Origin of the sequence: Streptococcus sp. SS-4456, assembly GCF_036680365.1 — a bacterium.
In the GTDB taxonomy this organism is placed as follows: Bacteria; Bacillota; Bacilli; order Lactobacillales; family Streptococcaceae; genus Streptococcus.
Genome location: NZ_JAVIHI010000081.1, coordinates 1 through 1,416 on the forward strand (window position 1 = coordinate 1; position 1,416 = coordinate 1,416).

Annotated in this window: 1 protein-coding gene; it reads right to left on the reverse strand. The window is 39.5% G+C overall.

The features are described from left to right. Positions 1-34: 34 nt before the first annotated feature. Positions 35-1,291, reverse strand: coding sequence for an ISL3 family transposase (locus RFK25_RS11410; protein WP_332413538.1), 1,257 nt, complete (start codon positions 1,289-1,291; stop codon positions 35-37). Positions 1,292-1,416: the final 125 nt, after the last annotated feature.

Consider the following 1,416-nt stretch of genomic DNA (forward strand, 5'->3'; position numbering starts at 1 on the left):
GGCTCTTTGTCAACTGTAGTGGGTAGATGAAAAGCTAACACCTAGAGAGGACGAACTTCGTTCTCTCTTTTTCAATATTCAAAGCGATGTAAATCTTTGTTTTAAAGTTCTTAAAGTTCCTAAAGCCGAAAGCCTGTCTCTTGATGTCCTTGATGAGTTTATTAGTTGCTTCCAGTTTAGCGTTGGAATAGGGTAGCTCAATGGCGTTCGTGATATAAGTTTTATACTTTAGAAAGGTCTTAAAAACGGTTTTGAAGGCAGGATTGACAAGGTTAAGGTTGTCTTCTAGAATCTCGAAGAAATAGTTCGAGTTCTTCTCTTGGAAATGGAAGAGGAGAATCTGGTAGAGGTCATAATAGAATTTTAGTTGATCTGAGAACTCGAGTGTTTTCTGAACAACCTCTTTCGGTGTCAAGGTTTGCCCAAAGGTGCGAGAATAAAAGAGGTTCTGAGACAGTTTACGGCTATCTTTTTGAAGAATCCGCCAGTGATTTTTCATGGCTCGATAAGGTAGGGAAGGTGTATCAAATGTTTTCATAATGTCAATTCTAGTCGACATCATAGCCCGGCTCAGGTGCTGGATAACGTGAAATCTATCAAGAACAATTTTCGCTCTTGGAAATAGCTGTTTGATGATGGGAATATAGCTACCCGACATGTCCACCGTCACGATCTTGACAGTCTCTCTAACCACCCTAGGATACTTGTAGAAATAGTTCTTTATGGTTGCTTGGCGGTTATTCTCTAGAATGGTCACAATGCGTCTCGTCTCAAAATCCTGGGCAATAAAGGCAAGTTTTCCTTTGTTTCGACTAAATTCATCCCAACTTAAGACTTTTGGTAATTTCGTAAAATCTTGAGGAAATTGAAACTGAGCCAATTTTCTCTGTACGACGGAAACAGAAATGTGTAGTCTCCTAGCGATAGCAGAGTTGGTCATGTTTTCTGTGTGTAGTTGAGTGACTTTCTCCCAGATTGGTTGGGAAATCTGACAGTTTTTCTTGACCAGAGGGGTCTCAGAAACGGTTACTTTTTGGCAAGATTTGCACTGAAACCGCCGTTTCTTAAGCAGTAGGAGGGATGGAAAACCCTGACAATCCAAAATTGGAATTTTTGAGGGCATTTGAAAATCGTACTTGATACATTTTTCTTGGCAATGAGGACAGCTAGGACTGTCGTAATCTAGCTTTGCCCTGATTTCTAGATGGGTTTGATGTTTCAAAACGAAGAGAATTTTAATGTTTTTATCTTTGATTCCGATTAGTTCTGTGGTATGATAAAGCTGTTCCATATGAACCCTTTCTAATGAGTTGTTTAGTCGCTTTTCATTATAGGTCATATGGGACTTTTTTTCTACACTCAAAAAGGCTCCATAATCTCCACGGTGGATTTACCCACTACAGAAATTATAGAGCC

Excerpts from the sequence above, each read along its gene's own strand:
- RFK25_RS11410 (WP_332413538.1), bottom strand. The coding sequence starts at position 1,291 with ATGGAACAGCTTTATCATACCACAGAACTAATCGGAATCAAAGATAAA.